The organism is Enterobacter hormaechei subsp. hoffmannii (genome assembly GCF_001729745.1).
Taxonomy (GTDB): domain Bacteria; phylum Pseudomonadota; class Gammaproteobacteria; order Enterobacterales; family Enterobacteriaceae; genus Enterobacter; species Enterobacter intestinihominis.
The window spans coordinates 1,955,735-1,971,055 of record NZ_CP017186.1 but is presented as its reverse complement, the minus strand read 5'-3'; the positions used below and the strand labels follow the sequence as shown (position 1 = coordinate 1,971,055).

Here is a 15,321-nt window from a genome sequence, read left to right as displayed (position 1 = left end):
ATGCACATTCGTGAAACGCTCTCGCCGCAAGAGTTTGAACACGCCCTCCGGGCGAAAGGCGCCTACTATCATATTCACCATCCGTACCATATCGCGATGCATAACGGCGAGGCCAGCCGCGAGCAGATCCAGGGCTGGGTGGCGAACCGGTTTTATTACCAGACGACGATCCCGCTGAAAGATGCGGCCATTATGGCGAACTGCCCGGATCCGCACACGCGTCGCAAATGGGTGCAGCGGATCCTCGATCACGACGGCAGAAACGGTCATGACGGCGGGATCGAAGCCTGGCTACAGCTGGGCGAAGCCGTAGGGCTTAGCCGCGACGACTTAATCAGCGAACGCCACGTGCTGCCCGGCGTTCGTTTTGCCGTGGACGCTTACGTTAACTTCGCCCGCCGCGCCAACTGGCAGGAGGCGGCATGCAGTTCGCTCACCGAACTGTTTGCCCCGCAAATTCATCAGTCGCGTCTCGACAGCTGGCCGCAGCACTATCCGTGGATCAAAGAGGAAGGCTATTTTTATTTTCGCAGCCGCCTCAGCCAGGCCAGCCGCGACGTTGAACACGGTCTGGAGCTGGCGAAGAGTTACTGCGATAGCGCAGAAAAGCAGAATCGGATGCTGGAGATCCTTCAGTTCAAACTCGATATCCTGTGGTCGATGCTCGACGCGATGACCATGGCCTACGCGCTACAGCGTCCGCCTTATCACACGGTCACCGACAAAGCGGCCTGGCACACAACCCGACTGGTATAAGCATGCAAAAAAACTCCATCGTCGCTTTTCGTCGCGGCTATCGCCTGCAATGGGAAGCCGCTCAGGACAGCCATGTCATCCTTTATCCGGAAGGCATGGCTAAACTCAATGAGACCGCCGCCGCAATCCTCGAACTGGTCGATGGCCAACGCGACGCGGCGGCCATCATTGCCATACTCAACGAACGGTTCCCGGAAGCCGGCGGCGTGGATGACGACGTCGTAGAATTCCTGCAAATCGCTTATCAACAGAAGTGGATTATTTTCCGTGAGCCAGAATAAACCCACCGTCAATCCACCGCTGTGGCTGCTGGCGGAGCTGACCTATCGCTGTCCGCTACAGTGTCCTTACTGCTCTAACCCGCTGGACTTTGCCCGGCAGGATCAGGAGCTGACCACTGAACAGTGGATTGAGGTTTTCCGCCAGGCGCGGGCGATGGGCAGCGTGCAGATAGGTTTTTCCGGCGGCGAACCGTTGACGCGTAAAGATCTGCCGGAGCTGATCCGCGCCGCCCGCGATCTCGGTTTTTATACCAACCTGATCACCTCGGGAATTGGCCTGACGGAAAGCAAGCTCGACGCGTTCAGCGAGGCCGGTCTGGACCATATCCAGATTAGCTTCCAGGCCAGCGATGAAGTGCTCAACGCCGCGCTGGCGGGGAATAAAAAAGCCTTCCAGCAGAAGCTGGCGATGGCCAAAGCGGTCAAAGCGCGCGATTACCCGATGGTGCTGAATTTCGTCCTGCACCGGCACAACATCGACCAGATCGATAAAATCATCGAGCTGTGCATCGAACTGGACGCCGACGACGTCGAACTTGCCACCTGCCAGTTCTACGGTTGGGCGTTCCTTAATCGTCAGGGGCTTCTGCCGACGCGGGAACAGATTGCCCGAGCGGAACGCGTGGTTGCCGACTATCGGCAAAAAATGGCCGCCAGCGGCAATCTGACCAACCTGCTGTTCGTCACCCCTGATTATTACGAAGAGCGACCAAAAGGCTGTATGGGCGGCTGGGGGTCGATTTTCCTCAGCGTGACCCCGGAAGGCACGGCGCTGCCCTGCCACAGCGCGCGCCAGCTACCGGTGGAGTTCCCCTCGGTGCTTGATCAGAGTCTGGAATCCATCTGGTATGACTCTTTCGGCTTCAACCGCTATCGCGGGTTTGACTGGATGCCGGAGCCGTGCCGCTCCTGCGATGAAAAGGAGAAGGACTTCGGCGGCTGCCGCTGCCAGGCCTTTATGCTCACCGGGAATGCTGATAACGCCGATCCGGTGTGCAGCAAATCGCCGCATCATCATAAAATTCTGGACGCGCGACGCGAAGCAGCCTGTAGCGACATGAAAATCGGCCAGCTTCAGTTCCGCAACCGTACCCGTTCGCAGCTTATCTATAAAACCCGGGAACTGTAGCGATAATGACCACCCGCATCGTGGAGCTGGCAGGCGGTTTACGCGCAACGCTGGTGCATCAGCCGCAGGCGACACGCGCGGCGGCGCTGGCGCGCGTGAGTGCCGGAAGCCATCACGAGCCACCGCGCTTCGCCGGTCTTGCGCATTTACTTGAGCACCTGCTGTTCCGCGGTAGCCAGCGCTATCAGGGCGACGATCGACTCATGGCCTGGGTCCAGCGTCAGGGCGGTAGCGTCAATGCCACCACGCTGGCTCGCCACAGCGCATTTTTCTTCGATGTGGCCGCCGATAACCTGTCCGACGGCGTCGCGCGGCTGCGGGATATGTTGCAGGCGCCGCTGCTTTCATGCGATGACATACAGCGCGAAGTGGCGGTCATTGATGCGGAAAACCGGCTCATCCAGCAGCATGATTCCGCCAGGCGCGAAGCGGCGGCACGCCACGCGATGGAAGAACCCACAGTTTTTCGCCGTTTTCAGGTAGGTAGCCAGGATTCTCTGGGGCAGGACCCGGGATCGCTGCAAACCGCGTTGCGCGACTTTCATCGGCGCTATTATGTGGCCGGACACCTGCAATTGTGGCTGCAAGGGCCGCAAACGCTGGATGCGCTGGCCGAGCTTGCCCATACGTTTGCGTCCGGTTTTGCTTCTGGTGGCATGCCTGAAACCGCTCCCCCGTTGCGTCTTAGCGCTGAAGCAGATTTTCAGCTGGCAGTGACAGAGCGACCCGCACTGTGGCGTTGTCCGTTAATTCGAAAAAGTGACAACGTCACCTTATTTCGGGAGTTTTTACTGGACGACGCCCCCGGAAGCCTGATTGCCGGGCTGCGGGCGCGAGGGCTGGCAGAAGATATCACACTGAACTGGCTTTATCAGGATAACGATAACGGCTGGCTGGCGCTAACGGTTGATAGCGAACGACCCGAGGAGAGTGACCCGCATATTACCCACTGGCTACGGGCGCTACAGCAAACGACGGATGAGCAGCAGCGGCATTATTATCGGCTGGCACAGCAGCGTTTCAGCGCCCTGCCGACGCTGGAGCAGCTGCGCCAGCGGGCGTTCGGTTTTGCGCCCGGTGCGGCGCCCGTAAGTTTTTCTGCCTTTTGTGCCGATTTACTGGCGGCGCCCACCTCGTATCTGGCCTGCAAAAAAATTGAAACCGCTGAAATTATCGCCAGTCAGGGGTTTGCTCTGCCGCTTAGCCATTGGCGTCGCCAGCCGGTTGCAGATGATAGCCCCATCGCGTTTTCCTTCTACCCGCAGACTGCCAGGTATGTTACGCCAGCCCCGACGTCAGAAGCCGCTCCGCTGCTGCATTTGTCGGCGCAGACACAACCGCCAACGCTGATCCTGCGCAGGCCTTTTTATTCGTGCCTGGAACGGGCGCAGGGGGTGGCGATGGGCAAACAGTTACGCCCTCTTCTTGCTGAACTGCGCCATATTGACGGCAGCGGCGAGTGGCAAACGGTTGACGGTAGCTGGCAGCTCACCCTGCGGCTTCCTGACGCCGTGGTGACGGCGGAACACATCATCGGGGCGATAATCGATAGCCTCTCCCACCCCGCCCCGGCTCTTACGCCAGTGCCAGAAGGTATTGCCATCCGTGAGCTGCTTCAGCAATTGCCTGAACGTCTGGCATCGGATCCGCCACGAGACGGCTGGCTGGCGGCGCTAGTTGGCGGCAGCGTCGCGCACGCGCACGGGTTAGCCCGGCAGCTTGGCCTGCTCCGGGCGCCGGTTAACGCTAAGCCGACGCCATTAAGCGGTTGTCCCGGCGGGATCGAACACATTCCGCACGCCAGCGCGGATTCGGCGCTGCTGGTGTTTATTCCCCTGCCGCCGGGCGCGTCGCTCGCCGCGCTGCGGCTGCTGGCGTTATGCTGCGAACCGCAATTTTTCCAGCGCCTGCGCGTGGAACAGCAGATTGGCTACGTGGTCAGCTGTCGTTATCAGCGTATTGCCGATCGCGATGGCCTGCTGCTGGCGTTACAGTCGCCTGACCGCTCTCCCGTGAACCTGTTGGGTTGCTGCAAACAATTTTTGCGTGAGCTGACGCTGTGCGATGAGACGGCGTTCAGCGTATTGCGACAGCAGCTGGCGACGCAAATCCGGTCACCGATGAATGCCAGCGCCACGGCAGTAGCCGCCCTGCGCCAGCGCTATGGTTTACCGGTGTTAACACCGCAGGCTGTTGATGCCCTGCAACATGACGAGATAATCGCACTATGGCGCGAGATGACTCGCCATCGCCGTCGCTGGCGGGTGCTTTTCACGGGCTGACCGGACCCGCCGCTTTCTTCATATCCGTGGTTTTTAGTCAAAAAAAAGCCCCGTACTTCGACGGGGCCAGGTTGCTTATTTCGCTGTTATTTATCCAGCGCGTAGGCAATCACGTGGTCACCACGATCCGGCGACTGGCGTGCTCCGCCAGCAGAGATCAGAATGTACTGTTTGCTGGTTTTCGGTGATACATAGCTGATAGGTCCGCCCTGGCTACCCACCGGAAGACGCGCTTTCCACACTTCTTCCCCCGTAGAGGAATCAAAGGCGCGCAGGTAGTAATCCTGGGTTCCCGCAATGAAGACCAGACCGCCCTGCGTGGCCAGCGTACCGCCCAGCGTCGGCATACCGACAGGCACTGGCATACGCATTTTTACCCCAAACGGACCGGTATCCTGTACGGTACCGACCGGCACCTGCCAGACGATTTTCTGCGTTTTCAGGTCAATGGCGGAGAGAGAGCCAAACGGTGGTTTCTGGCACGGAATGCCCAGCGGTGACATGAAACGGTTTTTGTTGACCGAATAAGGCGTTCCTTTCATCGGAACGGCGCCCATCCCGGCGTTCACGGCTTCACCACCCGTATTTGCCACCGCGCTCTGCGGATCTTGCTTAATCAGCTGAACCCACAGACCCAGACGCATGTCATTGACGAAGATATACTGGTTGTTCGGATCGGTGGACAAACTGCCCCAGTTCATTCCCCCCAGCGAGCCCGGGAAGCTCAGGGAAATATCGGTTCCCGGCATCGTGTACAGACCGTCATAACGCATTGATTTGAAGCTGATACGACAGGCCAGCTGGTCAAACGGCGTCGCCCCCCACATATCCGATTCTTTCAGGGTTTCTGCGCCAATCTGCGGCATCCCCACAGAGCGAGGCTGCGTTGCCGGGTACTGTTCACGTGGAATATCCGCTGGTTTTACCGGAACCTCTTTCACTTCAGTGAGCGGTTTACCCGTCAGGCGATCGAGAACGTAAATTTGCCCCGCTTTAGTGCCCACCACCACCGCGGGCTTGTTGCCCTCTTTCGTTGGGAAATCAACCAGGCTCGGCTGCATCGGGATATCGAAATCCCAGAGGTCGTTATGCACGGTCTGGTATACCCACTTCTCTTTCCCGGTAGTCGCATCCAGCGCGAGGATTGAGGTGGCGTATTTGTGATCTTCCGGAATACGGTCAGCGCCCCACAGGTCGACAGAGGAACTTCCCATCGGGATAAACACGGTATTCATCGACGCATCCCAGGACATAGGGGCCCAGGAGTTTGCGGAGCTGCGTTTGTAGTGTTCGCCCGGCTTCAGAACGTAGTTCGGATCCGGATTACGCGGATCGAACGCCCAGCGCAGCTGGCCGGTGATCACGTCATAACCACGTATTACGCCTCCCGGCATATCGGTGCTGACATTATCCGCAACGCGGCCGCCAACCACGACCGTGGTACCCGCCAGCGTCGGGGCCGACGTCAACACATAGGTTGGATCTGACGCGTCGCCCATTCCTTCATGCAGGTTAACGCTGCCGTCAGTGCCGAAATCCGGGCAGAATTTGCCGTTATCGGCGTCTAACGCGATCAGCTTACCGTCAATGGTATTCATCAGGATACGGCGCTGGCATGCCGCGCCCGGTGCGACCTGCGCTGGCAGAACCGGTGTGGAGCCGGCTACCGTTGGCTGTGCCAGCGGTTTGGTGGCATCAAAGTACGCTAGGCCACGGCAGCGCATCCAGATGGCAGACTTAGCGTTGATTTCCGCTTTCCAGATCTCTTTCCCGCTATCGGCATCCACGGCGATCACGTTGTTATGCGGCGTACAGAGGAAGACACGATCGCCTACCTGTAGCGGCGTTTGCTGATCTTCTGCGCCATTGCCATCCGGACTTTGCGGAATATCACCGGTATGGTAGGTCCAGACCGGTTTCAGGTTTTTCACGTTGTCACGGGTTATCTGGTCCAGCGCCACAAAGCGACTACCGCCAGCCGTATTACCGTAGTGATCCCAGTTCTGCTGTTTCGCCTCTTCTTTTACCGGCACCAGCGGGCGCTTTTCGCCGCTAAACGGCACGGTCGGATGAGGTTGAAACATCTGAACAAAGGTGACGCCCATGCCGATAATAAGGACCGCGCAGACCGCCATCGCCCCTTTCGTAGAGGACGGTTTTCCTTCACGCTTACGCAATGCAGGCCAGGTGGCTGCTGCCAGCACCATCAGCCCGGCGGGTACCATTAATCGGGAAACCAGGGGCCAGAAGTCGAGTCCGGCATCGAAAAATGCCCAAATCAGGGTGCCAAGAAACACCAGAGCAAACAGCCCTACGGCAGAGGATTTGCGGCGGAAAAACTGAATTGCAGAGAGCAGCGTGAAAACCCCGGCAATGAGAAAGTACCAACTCCCCCCCAGGGAAACCAGTTTAAAACCGCCGATGGCAAAAAACAGCCCCGTCACAAGAAGTACCACACCCACCAGCAGGCACCACGGGCCTAACCAGCCCAATGGGCGGGGATTATTGTCTGACATAAAAATGAATCTCCTGATTACTTTATATAAAGCAGGGTTTTATTAACTGCCACGATGTTAAAACCCTGCACAACGCTAATTGTTCGTATGCGAAGCATAAATTAAAAAGAGACCGTAGACAAAATCTATTATGTCGGAAGAAATGAAAACCAGCGAAATTACATGGGTTTAACAGGGTTAAAATAGCGAATATCGCTAACTACGTCACCTATGCTGGAATATATGACCAGCCGGAAGTTGCTTAAAGGATTAATATCAGGATTCCCCCAAGGCCGGTCTTATAGCGTCAGATTTTTACAGCTGAGCCTTCAAACAGAAGATTTAATTAAGCAATAACCATGAATAAGCACAGGGATAAACCTGAGTTAAGTTTCAGGAAGAAATTATCAATAATTTTAGAGCGTCTGGTGCGTTGAACATTCCGTCATTATCAGCACTGAAAATGTGACTTTCCGCATCAAAGCGGACTCACAGAGTGACAATACAAACACTATTAAATCACTTAATGAAGTCTTGAATCACAGAAAATCCAAACAGTAATTCACTGCGCCTTCACTAGCCATTGACTTTACACCAAGACTAGCGCATATTTTACAGCACAAATTAACAAGACAATTTTTGGAGGACGTTTTCTATGCCAGCCCGTGATTATCCCGACAAGCGTGTTGCTCGCGGTGTAGCAAAGGAGGCCGATCTCAGGATGTTAAGTGCGCGCATCGATCCAGCGCTGATGGAGTACATCCGCATTACTGCGTATGAAACACGGAAAAGTAAGCAGGAAATCGTGGCGGAAGCGTTAGCACTTCACCGCCAAAGGAATCAGATTGTGTCATAAACACCAAAAGCCCGAAAAATCCCCCCGGGCTTTTGCTGCTGTCTGGGTTACTCTACCAGCGTATTTAACGTCTCCAGCGCCTCAGGCGGCAATACCAGATCGGCTGCCGCCAGGTTTTCACGCAGATGCGCCACCGAAGAAGTACCCGGGATCAAGAGGATATTTGGCGAGCGTTGCAGCAGCCATGCCAGCGCCACCTGCATAGGCGTCGCATCCAGTGAATCCGCCACCGCCTGTAGCCCGGAAGATTGCAGTGGCGTGAAACCACCCAGTGGGAAGAACGGCACCCAGGCAATCCCCTGCTGCGCCAGCGAATCTACCAGCGCATCGTCACCGCGATTCACCACGTTGTACATGTTCTGTACGCATACCACGGAAACCATCTTCTGCGCTTCAGCCACCTGCGAAGCGGTGACGTTGCTCAGCCCAATATGGCGAACCAGCCCCTGTTGTTGCAGCTCCGCGAGGGTGCTTAGCGGCGCGGCAATCGAGCCTTCCGCTGGTCCGTGGGCGCTAAACATGATCCGCAGGTTAACCACGTCCAGCACATCTCGCTTCAGGTTGCGCAGGTTGTCATGCACCGCCTGCGTCAGCTCCTGGGCGGAAAACGCCGGCAGCCAGGAGGCGTCCTCGCCGCGTCGGGCTCCGATCTTGGTCACAATCGTAAGGTCATCCCGGTACGGATGAAGCGCCTCGCAGATAAGCTGGTTGGTCACATGGGGGCCGTAAAAATCGCTGGTATCAATGTGATTTACCCCCGACTCTACCGCTTCACGCAACACCGCCAGCGCCGCATTTTTGTCTTTTGGCGGACCAAAAACGCCAGGTCCGGCAAGCTGCATCGCGCCATAGCCAAACCGTTTAACCGTACGCGTTCCGAGCGTGAATGTTCCGCATTTATCTATGCTGCTCATGCTGACCTTCCTCATAAAAATGATCCGGGTTTACAACAGGTTCCGCAACGAAACCATTAGTTAAGCAATAGTAAAATTAAAGTTTAAATTCGCTACGACGATAGTATTGATGTAACCCTGCCTCTTCTATTACGGATGACCGCCATGCTGAAAAATCTGCACGTGATTACCGGTATTATCTTTGCCCTCACCATATTCTGTCTGCTGCAAGTTGTCACGGGAGGGTTGTTCTACTCTGCCGTTAACAACGATCGTCACAACTTTCAGAACTCCGGGTTGCTTAATGCCCAGCAGGAGAGCCTGAGCGACAGTGTGAACACCCTGGTGAAAACGCGCGTTACCGTCACCCGCGTGGCGATCCGCTACCTGAAAAACCAGCGCGACCCGGCCTCTCTCGCGGCAATCAATACGCTGCTGGGCACCGCGAACGGTTCGCTGGCCAAAGCCGAAGACTATTACAAAAACTGGCAGGCGATTCCGCAGGTGAAGGGGCAAAATGCCGCGCTCACCGAAGAGATGCAGAAAGCCTGGAAGAACATGCACGAGGTAATGCGCTTGTCCATTGCGTACTTGCGCGCCGATAACTATCAGGCCTATGGCGACCTGGACGCCCAGCAGGCGCAGGATGAGATGGAGGCGGTCTATACCCGCTGGCGCGCGGAAAACAACGTGCTGCTGAAAGCCGCCGCCGAAGAGAACCAGAACAGCTTTACCCAGATGCAGTGGACGCTGGCGGCGATCTTCCTGACCGTTATCGCCGTGCTGGTGGTGATCTGGCAGGGTTTACAGCACCTGCTCCTGAGACCGCTCAACGCCATCATGAACCATATTCGCACCATCGCGAGCGGCGATCTGACGCAAAACGTCGCGATTACCGGGCGCAACGAAATGGGCCAGCTGGCCGCCGGTCTGCATGAGATGCAACAGTCGCTGGTCAGCACCGTCAGCGCCGTGCGCGGCAGCACAGATTCTATCTACACGGGCGCAGGAGAAATTGCCGCCGGGAGTAACGACCTTTCCGCCCGAACCGAGCAGCAGGCAGCCTCGCTGGAAGAGACCGCCGCCAGCATGGAAGAGCTGACGGCCACGGTGAAACAGAACTCGGATAACGCTCGTCAGGCGACGCTGCTGGCAAAGAATGCGTCTGAAACCGCCGCACGCGGCGGCCAGGTGGTGAATAATGTAGTGCGTACCATGAATGACATTGCCGACAGTTCTCAGCAAATTGCGCATATCACCGGCGTTATCGATAGCATTGCCTTCCAGACCAACATTCTGGCGCTCAACGCGGCGGTTGAAGCCGCCCGTGCCGGCGAACAAGGCCGCGGCTTTGCGGTGGTGGCAGGCGAAGTACGGACGCTGGCCAGCCGCAGCGCGCAGGCGGCAAAAGAGATCAAAGGGCTTATTGAAAACTCCGTCAGCCGGGTGAATACCGGCTCGGAACAGGTGAGCGAGGCGGGTGCGACCATGAAAGAGATCGTCGCGGCCGTGACACGCGTAACCGATATTATGGCTGAAATCTCGTCGGCGTCTGACGAGCAAAGCCGCGGTATTGAACAGGTCAGCCTGGCGGTCTCGCAGATGGACAGCGTAACGCAGCAAAACGCCGCGCTGGTACAGGAGTCGGCAACGGCGGCGGCGGCGCTGGAAGATCAGTCTGAACAGCTGCGCCAGGCCGTGGCGGCATTCCGGCTGAACATGCAGGAAAACACCGCTCCGCGGCCAAAAAATACAAAAGCACCGCAACTGTTGCGTCCCGCCACGGTCAGTGCCTCAGGTGACACAAACTGGGAGACGTTCTAGGCCTTACCGTTAACGGCTGCGCTTGGCGTGACGTTCCCAGTTCTCCTGTTTCGCCTCATCGGATTTTCGGAGTGAAACATAACATGCCCCGCTGCCGCCGTGATGCGGCAGCGCCACGCAGAAAGCCTGCACGTCCTCGAACTCAGTTAACCAGCGGGCAAGATAACTGCGCACCACGTTCGGGTGCGAATTCTGCTCGCGGCCCTTTCCGTGAATGATAATCAGGTTACGTAAACCGTCGCGGCTGGCCTGGCGAATGAAGGCGTACAGCATCTGGCGGCAGCGTTCGGCGGGCTGACGCAACAGATTTAAGCTGGCCTGTCGGGCGTATTTACCCGAGCGCAGCTTGTCAATAACGCCCTGCTGAACGCCCTCGCGCTGGAACATCAGCGGCTCTTCAAGCGGCAAGAGTTCCAGGAAACCCAGTGTGAGAAAGTTGTCGAGCTGCTCGGTATCGATCTCCTGGCGAACCCGGGTATTACGGCTTTGCTGCCAGTGGATATCGGTGCAGCGTTTCAGGGGCTGGACATCCTCCATGGCGTCAAGAAAAAGTGATTTGTCGTCAGGGTTCATGGAAATCCTCCGGGCACATCGGGGCTTGTACTATACCTGCACTGGGCAGGGGCCTCAATAACCCTTACCGCAAGGGGCAAGATAAATATTAATCTGATGAATATATATAGCTACCATTAAAGTTATTTAAATATTACTTAACTAAAACTACAGCAGAGTTAAAACAAGTGATTTGCGTTGAAATTTTGTAAAACCAATGACGTGCCGCCTTTCTTTTTTCAGGAAAGATGTTATACCTAAATATACCTGCCTCATGGATATAATACCCAGGATTTGCGAAAGGACGCACTGCTGTGTGTACTGTAGGGTCTGTCTGATGTCGGACAGGCTCTATTTTTTCTTTGGCAATTTCACGATAAAACTATTTTTCTCGCTTCCCTTCTGAATTGTGTAATTAATGATTCAGCCAGGGGCGTCTGGCGTGCATCACGGCGCTGAATTAAATAATAGGCCGCTCTGGGAAGTGTTTCCACAACCGGCAGCATGACCAGCCGGTGCGCCAGCAGCGGGTCGCAGCCCAGCTCCTGCGGCAGCACGCTCAGGAAGTCACTTTGTGCGACAAGGCTAATACAGGACGAAAAGGTTTCGCAAACGACGCCAATACGCGGTATCTGCGAGCGATGATGAAATATATCCTCAAGCTGCTTATAATAACTTCCCCGCGGCGTTGGCATTGTCCAGTTATAATGAAGAAGTTCATTAATAGAGGTAGCCCCCAACGCCGGATGTCCTTCCCGACAAAATACCGCAAAAGGTTTCTCAAAGAGTTTTTCAAACGTAAATTCGTGATCGTAAGGCCCCTGATAATAGGTATTGATGGTAAAGTCCAGCTCACCCTGGCGTAATTCATTGATCATTGATACCAGCTGACCTTCCATAATCCGCACCTTGATCTGAGGATGCTGCGCATGAAAACGGGAGATAACGGCGGGCATCAGGCTGCGCGCCACGCTGGCACCCATCCCAATATTGATCTGCCCGGTCAGTTCCCCCTGACGCTGACGGATATCATCCTGCGCTGCGCGAAGCTCTTCCAGAATCAAATTAGCGCGGTGATAAAACCCTTCCCCGCACTCGGTCAGGGCGACACCTTTACTCCGGCGCACAAACAGTTGTGCCGCCATGCCCTCTTCCAGCTCTTTAATGGATTTAGTCAGCGCGGGCTGCGAAAGATTCAGCACCCGGCTGGCTCCGCGAATACTGCCCTGACGCGCCACTTCGACAAAAGCCCTAATTTGATGAAATTTAATCTGGAATGACATAGCCCGACCGATAACCGTTGTTTATCAGAGTAAAGAAACTGTCATCTACTTTAATGGAATCGGATGTGCGAGGGTAATTCCTGAACGGTTAAAACTGTGAAAAATCGCTTAGTGATAAGTAAAAACTATCACAGCGTGAAGCAGTTCACATATTTTAATGATGACAGGAAAAGATATGAACGCACTGGCGCAGTACATCCACACATTAGCCCCCCAACTGAGCGCATGGCGTCGCGATTTTCACCATTTCGCGGAATCCGGCTGGGTGGAGTTTCGCACTGCCGCGAAAGTCTCGGAGATCCTGGACTCGCTGGGTTACGAGCTGGCGATGGGTCGCGATGTCGTGGATGCCGAAAGCCGGATGGGGTTGCCCGATGATGCAACCCTGGCGCGGGAATTTGCCCGCGCCCGCGCGCAAGGCGCACCGGAAAAATGGCTCGCGCCGTTCGAAGGCGGGTTCACCGGCATTGTCGCGACCCTGAATACCGGTCGCCCCGGCCCGACGCTGGCCTTTCGCGTGGACATGGATGCGCTTGATCTGAGCGAAGCGCATGACGACAGCCACCGGCCGTACCGCGACGGTTTTGCCTCCTGCAACCCGGGCATGATGCACGCCTGCGCGCATGACGGCCACACCACCATTGGTCTGGGGCTGGCGCAGGTGCTTAAGCAGCATGAAGCCCAGCTCAACGGCACCATCAAACTGATCTTCCAGCCTGCCGAAGAGGGTACGCGCGGCGCCCGCGCTATGGTCGCTGCAGGGGCGCTGGACGACGTGGACTACTTTACCGCCATTCATATTGGAACCGGCGTTCCGGAAGGGACGGTGATCTGCGGCAGCGATAACTTCATGGCGACCACCAAATTTGACGTGCGCTTTACCGGCGTTGCCGCACACGCTGGTGGTAAACCGGAAGAGGGCCGTAACGCCCTGCTCGCGGCGGCCCAGGCCGCAATCGCGCTGCATGGCATCGCGCCACACAGCGAAGGTGCGTCCCGGGTTAACGTCGGAGTCATGCAGGCGGGCAGCGGACGCAACGTGGTTCCGGCTGATGCGTTGCTTAAGGTTGAAACCCGCGGCGAAAGCGAGGCCATTAATCAGTATGTCTTCGATCGCGCGCAGGCGGTGATTACCGGCGCGGCGGCGCTCTACGGCGTAACAGCCGGGATAAACCTGATGGGGGCGGCGACCTCCAGTGCCCCCTCCCCGGCCTGGGTCGATTATCTGCGCGAACAGGCAAGCCAGGTGCCCGGCGTGACTCATGCCATTAATAAGGTCAAAGCGCCTGCGGGCTCCGAAGATGCCACGCTAATGATGGCCCGCGTGCAGCAGAACGGCGGCATGGCCTCGTATATGGTCTTCGGCACCGAACTGAGCGCCGGACATCACAACGAAAAATTCGATTTTGATGAGCAGGTGATGAACGTTGCCATCGAAACACTGGCGCGAACTGCGCTTAATTTCCCGTGGACGCGAGGTGTGTAATGCAGGAGAACTACGCTTTTATCGCTGATGCCATCGACACGCGATGTCAGACGTTTACCGATATTGCCGACGACATCTGGGATCATCCCGAAACGCGCTTTGAAGAGTTCTGGTCCGCCGAACGGCTTGCCAGCGCGCTGGAAGCCGAGGGCTTTACCCTGATGCGGGAAGCCGGAGGCATTCCCAACGCCTTTATTGCCAGCTACGGCAGCGGCAAGCCCGTTATCGCCCTTCTGGGCGAATATGACGCCCTGGCCGGGTTGAGCCAGCAGGCGCACTGCGCGACGGCGCAATCCGCCACCCCGGGGGCTAACGGCCATGGCTGCGGGCATAACCTGTTGGGTACTGCTGCCTTTGCCGGTGCGGTGGCGGTGAAAAGCTGGCTGGAACAGCACGGCGGCAGCGGAACGGTACGATTTTACGGCTGCCCCGGCGAGGAAGGCGGCTCAGGTAAAACCTTTATGGTGCGTGAAGGATTATTTGACGATGTGGACGCTGCCGTGACCTGGCATCCGGAAGCCTTTGCCGGGATGTTTAACGTCAGCACGCTGGCCAATATTCAGGCCGCCTGGCGGTTTAAGGGGATCGCCGCCCACGCCGCAAACTCCCCACATCTGGGACGTAGCGCGCTAGATGCCGTGACGTTGATGACCACCGGCACAAACTTCCTCAACGAACACATCATTGAAAAAGCGCGCGTTCATTACGCCATCACCGATACCGGCGGAATTTCGCCTAACGTGGTGCAGGCTCAGGCAGAAGTGCTGTACCTGATCCGCGCTCCGGAGATGGCCGATGCGCAGCAGATCTACGCGCGCATCGAGAAAATCGCCCAGGGCGCGGCGATGATGACCGAAACCACAGTCGAGTGTCGCTTTGATAAAGCCTGCTCCAGCTATCTGCCGAACCGTACGCTCGAAGCGGCCATGTACCGCGCATTGCAGCATTACGGCACGCCGGACTGGACGGAAGAAGAACGCGAATTTGCCCGTGAAATCCGCGCCACGCTCACGGCAAACGACCTGCAAAACAGCCTGAAAAACATTGCCGCAACGGGAGCCGAAGAGGGAAAAGCTTTTGCCCGACGCCATCAGGAGACGCTGCTGGTGGATGAAGTTGCCCCTTACGCCATCACCGATAACGTGCTGGCTGGCTCCACCGACGTGGGGGATGTCAGCTGGAAGATGCCTGTCGCACAGTGCTTTAGCCCCTGTTTTACCGTCGGCACCCCGCTGCATACCTGGCAATTGGTGGCGCAGGGGCGTACCTCTATTGCCCATAAAGGCATGCTGCTGGCCGGAAAAGTGATGGGCGCGACCGCGCTGCATCTGCTTCAGGATGCCGACCTGCTGCGAAAATGTCGGGAAGAATTTGAACAACACATAACACAAAAACCGTACGAGTGTCCGATCCCACAGGACGTGACACCGTCACCTTTAAAATAAAAAAACACAACACAACACAACAACAGTCCCGAGGAACGC

12 protein-coding genes are annotated in these 15,321 nt (G+C 56.7%); 8 read left to right on the top strand and 4 right to left on the bottom strand.

Annotated features, from left to right (window positions below):
* The 4 genes from pqqC to pqqF are packed head-to-tail and all read left to right on the top strand — an operon-like array spanning position 1 to position 4,448.
* Positions 1–756: a pyrroloquinoline-quinone synthase PqqC gene (pqqC, locus tag BFV65_RS09300; RefSeq protein ID WP_069596504.1), complete on the top strand. Its 756-nt coding sequence runs from the start codon at positions 1–3 to the stop codon at positions 754–756.
* 2 nt (positions 757–758) lie between these two features.
* Positions 759–1,037 carry a pyrroloquinoline quinone biosynthesis peptide chaperone PqqD gene (pqqD, locus tag BFV65_RS09295; protein ID WP_003857508.1) on the top strand — a complete coding sequence of 93 codons (279 nt, stop codon included), beginning with the start codon at positions 759–761 and terminating at the stop codon, positions 1,035–1,037.
* Positions 1,024–2,166, top strand: coding sequence for a pyrroloquinoline quinone biosynthesis protein PqqE (gene pqqE / locus BFV65_RS09290; RefSeq protein ID WP_045308495.1), 1,143 nt, complete (start codon positions 1,024–1,026; stop codon positions 2,164–2,166). Before pqqD ends, pqqE begins: the two co-directional genes overlap by 14 nt.
* A 5-nt stretch (positions 2,167–2,171) precedes the next feature.
* A complete protein-coding gene (gene pqqF / locus BFV65_RS09285) occupies positions 2,172–4,448 on the top strand; it encodes a pyrroloquinoline quinone biosynthesis protein PqqF (protein WP_069596503.1) in 2,277 nt (758 codons plus the stop codon).
* Between the two features lie 86 nt (positions 4,449–4,534).
* Here the strand turns inward: pqqF and BFV65_RS09280 are convergent, their stop codons facing one another.
* Positions 4,535–6,964 carry a glucose/quinate/shikimate family membrane-bound PQQ-dependent dehydrogenase gene (locus BFV65_RS09280; RefSeq protein ID WP_069596502.1) on the bottom strand — a complete coding sequence of 810 codons (2,430 nt, stop codon included), beginning with the start codon at positions 6,962–6,964 and terminating at the stop codon, positions 4,535–4,537.
* 634 nt (positions 6,965–7,598) lie between these two features.
* Between BFV65_RS09280 and BFV65_RS09275 the strand changes: the two genes are divergently transcribed.
* Complete coding sequence (locus BFV65_RS09275; RefSeq protein ID WP_023299982.1) at positions 7,599–7,799, top strand: hypothetical protein; 201 nt, start codon at positions 7,599–7,601, stop codon at positions 7,797–7,799.
* Between the two features lie 47 nt (positions 7,800–7,846).
* Here BFV65_RS09275 and BFV65_RS09270 read toward each other — a convergent pair whose 3' ends face one another.
* Positions 7,847–8,713: an aldo/keto reductase family oxidoreductase gene (locus BFV65_RS09270; protein ID WP_023299981.1), complete on the bottom strand. Its 867-nt coding sequence runs from the start codon at positions 8,711–8,713 to the stop codon at positions 7,847–7,849.
* A 144-nt stretch (positions 8,714–8,857) separates the two neighbouring features.
* Here BFV65_RS09270 and tcp point away from each other — a divergent pair, with 144 nt between their 5' ends.
* Positions 8,858–10,516, top strand: coding sequence for a methyl-accepting chemotaxis citrate transducer (tcp, locus tag BFV65_RS09265; RefSeq protein ID WP_023299980.1), 1,659 nt, complete (start codon positions 8,858–8,860; stop codon positions 10,514–10,516).
* A 9-nt stretch (positions 10,517–10,525) separates the two neighbouring features.
* On the opposite strand, the gene smrA is transcribed toward tcp, so the two are convergent.
* Together smrA and BFV65_RS09255 are read right to left on the bottom strand one after the other, a co-directional pair.
* The gene (gene smrA / locus BFV65_RS09260) at positions 10,526–11,089 is read right to left on the bottom strand and encodes a DNA endonuclease SmrA (RefSeq protein ID WP_023299979.1); all 564 of its coding nucleotides are present in this window, start codon (positions 11,087–11,089) and stop codon (positions 10,526–10,528) included.
* 350 nt (positions 11,090–11,439) lie between these two features.
* Positions 11,440–12,351 (bottom strand): LysR family transcriptional regulator, encoded by a 912-nt coding sequence (locus BFV65_RS09255; RefSeq protein ID WP_046620072.1) that lies wholly within the window; start codon positions 12,349–12,351, stop codon positions 11,440–11,442.
* Between the two features lie 175 nt (positions 12,352–12,526).
* Here BFV65_RS09255 and BFV65_RS09250 point away from each other — a divergent pair, with 175 nt between their 5' ends.
* Both BFV65_RS09250 and BFV65_RS09245 read left to right on the top strand, forming a co-directional pair.
* Positions 12,527–13,837, top strand: a complete 1,311-nt coding sequence (locus BFV65_RS09250) for a M20 family metallo-hydrolase (protein WP_045308490.1) — start codon at positions 12,527–12,529, stop codon at positions 13,835–13,837.
* A complete protein-coding gene (locus tag BFV65_RS09245) occupies positions 13,837–15,282 on the top strand; it encodes a M20 family metallopeptidase (RefSeq protein ID WP_069596501.1) in 1,446 nt (481 codons plus the stop codon). Before BFV65_RS09250 ends, BFV65_RS09245 begins: the two co-directional genes overlap by 1 nt.
* Positions 15,283–15,321: the final 39 nt, after the last annotated feature.